The organism is Flavobacterium sp. (assembly GCF_044361015.1).
Classification (GTDB): domain Bacteria; phylum Bacteroidota; class Bacteroidia; order Flavobacteriales; family Flavobacteriaceae; genus Flavobacterium.
In genome coordinates this window covers 24,757-31,659 of sequence record NZ_JBIKJL010000029.1, presented here as the reverse complement: position 1 = coordinate 31,659, position 6,903 = coordinate 24,757, and the positions used below count along the sequence as shown (strand labels likewise).

Sequence of the window (6,903 nt, the reverse complement as noted above, 5' to 3'; positions counted from 1 at the left end):
TACAACGCATCAATCATTTTATCGGGAGAAACACCCGGTGGAAGATGAATTAAAATCTCTACTTCAGCAGCAGTATTATCTTCAATTTTTTTGACTTTAATTTTACCTTTCTCGTTAGCTTTCAAAATACTGTCAATCAACGTTCCTGTATTGGTAGAAAAAGGAATTTGCGTGATCACCAATGTTTGTTTGTCCAATTGCGAAATTTTCGCACGTACACGAACTCTTCCACCACGCATTCCGTCATTATAATTGGAAACATCCGCTATTCCTGCGGTTGGAAAGTCAGGAAATAAAGTAAATGGCTTGTTTTTTAAAATTTTTATCGATGCATCAATCAATTCGATAAAATTATGTGGCAACACTTTCGTGGATAAACCAACGGCAATTCCTTCGGCTCCTTGAGCTAACAACAAAGGGAATTTTACCGGTAAATTTATTGGTTCAGCACGTCGACCGTCGTATGACATTCCCCATTCGGTAATTTTTGGAGAATATAAGATATCATGTCCCAATTTTGAAATTCGTGCTTCGATGTAACGGGAAGCTGCAGCACTGTCTCCGGTGAGGATATTTCCCCAGTTTCCTTGCATGTCAATCAGTAAATCTTTCTGACCGATTTGCACCATTGCATCACCAATACTGGCATCGCCATGTGGATGGTATTGCATGGTGTGACCCACGATATTTGCTACTTTGTTGTAACGACCGTCGTCGAGTTCTTTCATCGAGTGCATAATTCGACGTTGCACGGGTTTAAAACCATCTTCAATAGCCGGAACTGCACGCTCCAAAATTACATAGGAAGCATAATCGAGAAACCAATCCTTATACATTCCCGTCACTTTGGTAATGGTGTCTTCGGGGTTTTCGTCGTTTTCGTAAAAATGTTTTCCACCCGACATGCGAATGTCGTCAAAACCTTTTTCTTGGTTTGAATCGTTTAGTTCGTCGTTGTTTTCATCTTCGGGGATGATGTTTTCTTCGTCTTCGTTCATTTATGCGGAATTTACTTGCTCTGAATTTATTTCAGAATTTCAGTATATTATTTATTTTCAATCAATCGCTTAAAATCTTCTTTGCTTGGTAAAATGGTTTTGTATTTACTGGCAAAAATTTGTTTATTTCCTTCCGGTAAAGTATATTTTATCAATAAATTACTCTTGTTTTGACATAATACTATTCCGATAGTTTTATTTTCGCCTTCCAACCGCTTTTCTCTATCATAATAATTCACATACATTTGCATCTGACCCAAATCTTGATGCTTGAGTTCGCCAATTTTTAAATCGATCAACACAAAACTTTGCAACACTCTATTATAAAAAACCAAATCTATCCTGAAATGCTTATCATCAAACGAAATTCTTTGTTGACGAGACACAAAAGCAAATCCTTGACCCAATTCTAATAGAAAATGTTCTAGTTTATTGATGATTTCTTGTTCTAATTCTGATTCAGAATACTGATGTAATTCGGGTAATCCTAAAAATTCTAAAATGTAAGGATCTTTGATGATGTCCTTTGGCTTTTCAATAATTTGACCTTCTTGTGACAATTTCAAAACACCTTCTTTATCTCTGCTTAAAGCCAATCTTGTGTATAAAGCAGAATCGTATTGACGTTTGAGTTCACGAACACTCCAATTGTTTTTCTCTGTTTCTATTTCATAAAAACTTCTTTCTTGTTCATCATCAATTCTCATCAAAAATGAATAATGTGACCAAGTCAATTTAAAAAACGAAAACAGCGTCTGCTTTTTTGAGTTTTCAAATTGCGTAGACGGTGTTTGCGTTTTTTGTAAATCCAATTCCGAATACAATGTCTCTGTTTTTTCATTGTCTGAATTCCGCAACAGTGTCTCGGATTTTTGAAAATTGAATATCCTAGACAGTGTCTCGGATTTTGAATAAATTAAATAAAAGTTTCTAATACGCTCCAAAGAGTCTACAGAAAACCCTTTCCCAAACTCCTTCGTCAATTCCTTAGAAAGTTCTTTTAAAACTTGTTTGCCATAAGCTGCTCTCTCCTTTCCATTTTGTTCTTCTTCAACAATCATTCTTCCTATTTCAAAATAGGTATAAACCATTGTTGAGTTAATTGTACGAATAACTTGTTGTTGAGCACTTTTTACTAACGCAACAACTTGTTGAAACAGCACTTTATTTTGTATCTCTCCAGCCAACAGCAACAATTTTAAACCAAATTAAACTTTTAAACCTTTAAACTCTTAAACTTTAATTCTTCTCAATCGTATCCAACTCCACCTTCAAATTATTAATAATAAACTCCTGTCGATCAGGCGTATTTTTACCCATATAAAACTCCAACAAGGTTTCGATGGAAGTGGCTTTGTCCAACATAACCGGGTCTAATCGAATACTTTCTCCAATAAAATTTTTAAACTCATCGGGTGAAATTTCTCCTAAACCTTTAAATCGGGTGATTTCCGGTTTTGGTTTTAATTTTTCGATGGCATCTACTCGTTCTTGTTCGCTGTAACAATAAATCGTTTCTTTTTTATTTCGAACACGGAACAACGGTGTTTGCAAAATATACAAATGTCCGTCTTTAATTAACTCCGGGAAAAATTGCAGGAAAAACGTAATCAACAACAAGCGAATGTGCATACCATCCACATCGGCATCGGTAGCGATTACAATGTTGTTGTAACGCAAATCTTCCATTGATTCTTCAATGTTTAAAGCAGCTTGCAATAAGTTGAATTCTTCGTTTTCATAAACGATTTTCTTACTCATTCCATACGAATTCAATGGCTTTCCACGTAAGCTAAACACAGCTTGCGTATTCACATCACGTGATTTGGTGATGGAACCCGAAGCCGAATCTCCCTCCGTGATAAAAAGCGTACTTTCTAGAGTTCTTGGGTTTTTTGCATCGGTTAAATGTACGCGACAATCACGTAATTTCTTGTTGTGCAAACTCGCTTTCTTCGCTCGGTCTTTTGCTAATTTTCGAATACCTGAAAGCTCTTTGCGTTCCCTTTCTGCTTGCAAAATTTTACGCAATAGTAAATCGGCTACCTCCGGATTTTTATGTAAAAAATTATCAAGCTTTTTAGAAATGAAATCGTTAATAAAAGTCCGAACTGTTGGACCTTTCGGACCAATATCTGTTGAGCCTAATTTGGTTTTGGTTTGGCTTTCAAAAACTGGTTCTTCTACTTTCACTGCAATAGCCGAAACAATTGATTTTCTGATGTCTGACGGATCAAAATCTTTCTTGTAAAACTCACGAATTGTTTTCACAATCGATTCCCGAAAAGCATTCAAATGCGTTCCTCCTTGCGTGGTATTTTGACCATTTACAAACGAATGGTATTCTTCGGAATATTGCGATTTACTGTGTGTGATGGCTAATTCAATATCATCCCCGGAAAGATGAATGATTGGATAAATCATGTCTTCTTCGGCAATATTTTCTTCCAATAAATCTTTTAAACCATTTTCAGAATAATACTTTTCACCGTTGTAATAAATTGTCAAACCCGTATTGAGGTAACAATAATTTTTGAGCATCTTGATGATGTACTCGTTACGGTATTTGTAGTTTTTGAAAATCGTTTCATCGGCGATAAACGCAACTTTGGTCCCACGACGTTTGGTTGTTTCTTGAATATCCTCCTCTAACGTTAAATTTCCGGCAGAGAATTCGGCGACTTTTTGTTGGTTGTCACGAACGGATTCCACACGGAAATAATTGGACAACGCATTCACCGCTTTGGTACCTACTCCATTCAATCCGACTGATTTTTTAAAGGCTTTGGAATCGTATTTACCACCGGTATTCATTTTTGAAACGACATCGACCACTTTTCCTAACGGAATTCCACGACCATAATCACGAACCGTTACCAATTTATCTTTGATAGTAACTTCAATGGTTTTTCCGGCACCCATCACATATTCATCGATACAGTTATCGAGGGTTTCTTTCAACAAGATATAAATACCGTCATCAGGTGACGAACCATCACCCAATTTTCCGATATACATACCGGGTCGCATACGGATATGTTCTTTCCAATCGAGGGAACGAATATTGTCTTCGGTGTATTGATCTTGCTCTAACATGGGGAAAAACGGATTTTGTGCTAATATAGCGGATAAAGCAAAATTTTAAAAGGAATATGATTTAAAGTTATTAAGAAACATATTGACAGAGTCGGTTGTCGGTTGTCAGTTGTCGGTTTGTGGTCTCATGTTTTTGGTTTACACAGTTGTCTGTTATCTGTTGTCTGATAACTGTTTTTATTGATAGTGGTAAAAAATCCCTTTGTCTGCCGGAGTCCAAAAAGCGGCTTTCATATGGGCTTTTTTTAAGGCTTGATTTGCCCACGTATTGCAAGTGTAAAACAAATTATAGGTTCGATGTGCTTCATAAAAACTATCATTTTTACCGTAGGTTATGGCTTGAATAAAAATGGGATTTCCATTGGTATCATATTGAAAACTAGCTTCGATGAAAGTAATTAATTTTAGATATTGTTCTTTCGAAATTTCAATTTTTACACAATTTTCATTTTCTTGAATTTTTTTGTAAAAAGTGGTATGCATGGCCGAAGTTCCGAGGTTGAAAGCCGCTTTGAATGCCGTGCTGAATTTTAAGTCAGACCATTCGGGTGTATCTAAATAAAAACCTTTATCGCCCCAACCAAAAGCAAGATATTGATGCGTTGAATCTTTGGATTGAATATGTTCATATTTTATTTGCTCTGACCAATCTTTTACATCCGTTTTTATGGGTAAAACTAAATCGGTATGAACACCGTTTGATTTGATATAAATGGTATATTCTTTTTTATGTTCTGACATATTGTTGTTCACCGGAATAATGGATAAAACATAAGCGGAAAGACCATAAAGCAACAAAAAGACAACTATAAACAAAACAAATTTTGATATAATTTTTAAAGCTGATTTGATTTTTTTCATTTGAAAATCTTCTAACTATTTTTAATGCACTTGTTATATTTAATTTATTTTTTTGAAAGTTCTGTCATATCCAAAATCATTAAACTTCAAAAATTTCTTAAATTCATTTTTGCTTGGCGAAATTAAAAAGGTAGTTGAATCAATCATCTTCGATTTTATCTTTGTGATTGAATCCATTTTTCGTAAATCCGTATCCGAATAAAGTTGTTTTACAGTAAGAATATCATCTTTCAATGTATAAATATTAACTGTCCAATAAGTTGAATCTCTTTGATTTATAATTAAATTGTTGTTGATTCGTTTAACTTTTTTATCATTTGAAAAAGTGAAAAATGTGTCTCTTTGTATAGATAGAAAATCTAATGAATCGCCATTTCTTTTAAACTCGTAAACTTGATTGGTGTTTTTTAAAATATACTTATCGTTCACAAAATCAAAGTCCGTTTTAATGGAATCCCAATCTGAATTATGAATACGAAACTTATAACTTGACTCATAAAACATTACCTCCTTGGTAATCGATACTAACAAAGAATCTGAGTCCATATACAAACCAACAAACTTGATGGGGAATTTATTTAATTCTAAATCGTTTATAGGCTGAGGTGAATTAAAATAAAATTGGTTACCTTCAATTTCTGCTTTATTTTCTTTACATGAAAATAAGCAAATGATTGTAAAAAATAAAAATAAATACTTCATACTAATTTTTCCTTAAAAGTAAAAAAACTGCTGAATTTCTTCAGCAGTTCTCTCTATTTTCTTTTCTCTGTTTTCTATTTTCCTTAGACATTAAAACGGAAATGCATCACATCACCATCTTTTACAATGTATTCTTTCCCTTCAACGCGTAATTTTCCCGCTTCTTTTACTTTAGCTTCTGAGCCGAAAGTAGAATAATCTTCAAAGGCAATTACTTCAGCACGAATAAATCCTTTTTCAAAATCGGTGTGTATTACTCCTGCTGCTTTTGGTGCGGTATCGCCAATATTGATGGTCCACGCACGCACTTCTTTAACACCTGCCGTGAAATACGTTTGTAATTTTAGTAATTTGTAAGCGGCACGAATTAATACGGCAGAACCCGGTTCGCTTAATCCCATGTCTTCTAAAAAAACCTGACGTTCTTCGTAGCTTTCTAATTCCGTAATATCTGCTTCTGCCCCAACTGAAAGAACAATTACTTCTGCTTGTTCGTCTTTTACTAATTCACGTACTTGGTCTACATATTTGTTTCCGCTAACAGCTGATGCTTCATCTACATTACACACATACAAAACCGGTTTGGTTGTAATTAATTGAAACTCTTCCATCAAATCAATTTCATCTTGATTTTGAGGAATTACTGTTCGTGCGGATTTTGCTTGCAATAAAGCTTCGCGAATTCGGTCTAACAATGCTTTTTCAACAATCGCTTCTTTATTACCTGTTTTTGCCGCACGGTTGGTTTTTTCCAAACGTTTTTCAACGGTTTCTAAATCTTTTAATTGCAATTCGATGTCGATGGTTTCTTTGTCACGAATAGGATTCACGTTCCCATCCACGTGCACAATATTATCGTTATCAAAACAACGCAACACGTGAATAATGGCGTTACATTCTCTGATGTTTCCTAAAAATTGATTGCCTAAACCTTCCCCTTTACTGGCTCCTTTTACCAAACCTGCAATGTCAACAATGTCCACAGTTGCCATTTGAACACGTTCCGGTTTTACCAATTCTTCCAAACGGGCAATTCGAGGATCAGGAACGTTAACTACACCAATATTTGGTTCGATGGTACAAAAGGGAAAATTGGCACTTTGAGCTTTTGCATTTGACAAACAATTAAAAAGGGTTGATTTTCCAACATTCGGTAATCCTACAATTCCTGCTTTCATCTTTTAAAGTAATGGTTTAGTCCCGAAATTCCGGGAATGGGTAAAAGGGTTTTTAAACGGGTGCAAAT

The 6,903-nt window shown here is 35.0% G+C and carries 6 protein-coding genes; all 6 read right to left on the bottom strand.

From position 1 onward, the window contains the following. A partial coding sequence (locus ACIQ2Z_RS08465; RefSeq protein ID WP_396183706.1) for a DNA gyrase subunit A occupies positions 1 to 998 on the bottom strand: 998 nt, incomplete at its 3' end. Positions 999 to 1,045: 47 nt separating this feature from the next. Further along, positions 1,046 to 2,185 carry a YhcG family protein gene (locus ACIQ2Z_RS08460; RefSeq protein WP_396183705.1) on the bottom strand — a complete coding sequence of 380 codons (1,140 nt, stop codon included), beginning with the start codon at positions 2,183 to 2,185 and terminating at the stop codon, positions 1,046 to 1,048. Positions 2,186 to 2,237: 52 nt separating this feature from the next. Next, positions 2,238 to 4,094 (bottom strand): DNA topoisomerase IV subunit B, encoded by a 1,857-nt coding sequence (locus tag ACIQ2Z_RS08455; RefSeq protein ID WP_396183704.1) that lies wholly within the window; start codon positions 4,092 to 4,094, stop codon positions 2,238 to 2,240. Between the two features lie 177 nt (positions 4,095 to 4,271). Beyond that, on the bottom strand, positions 4,272 to 4,955 hold the full coding sequence (locus ACIQ2Z_RS08450; RefSeq protein WP_396183703.1) for a TIGR02117 family protein: 684 nt from the start codon (positions 4,953 to 4,955) through the stop codon (positions 4,272 to 4,274). 39 nt (positions 4,956 to 4,994) lie between these two features. After that, positions 4,995 to 5,657: a hypothetical protein gene (locus ACIQ2Z_RS08445; RefSeq protein ID WP_396183702.1), complete on the bottom strand. Its 663-nt coding sequence runs from the start codon at positions 5,655 to 5,657 to the stop codon at positions 4,995 to 4,997. An 83-nt stretch (positions 5,658 to 5,740) separates the two neighbouring features. Next, positions 5,741 to 6,835: a redox-regulated ATPase YchF gene (gene ychF, locus ACIQ2Z_RS08440; RefSeq protein ID WP_396183701.1), complete on the bottom strand. Its 1,095-nt coding sequence runs from the start codon at positions 6,833 to 6,835 to the stop codon at positions 5,741 to 5,743. Between the last annotated feature and the right edge of the window lie 68 nt (positions 6,836 to 6,903).

Coding starts and splice junctions, on each gene's coding strand:
- ACIQ2Z_RS08455 (WP_396183704.1), bottom strand. CDS start 4,094: ATGTTAGAGCAAGATCAATACACCGAAGACAATATTCGTTCCCTCGAT.
- ACIQ2Z_RS08450 (WP_396183703.1), bottom strand. CDS start 4,955: ATGAAAAAAATCAAATCAGCTTTAAAAATTATATCAAAATTTGTTTTG.
- ACIQ2Z_RS08445 (WP_396183702.1), bottom strand. CDS start 5,657: ATGAAGTATTTATTTTTATTTTTTACAATCATTTGCTTATTTTCATGT.
- ychF (WP_396183701.1), bottom strand. CDS start 6,835: ATGAAAGCAGGAATTGTAGGATTACCGAATGTTGGAAAATCAACCCTT.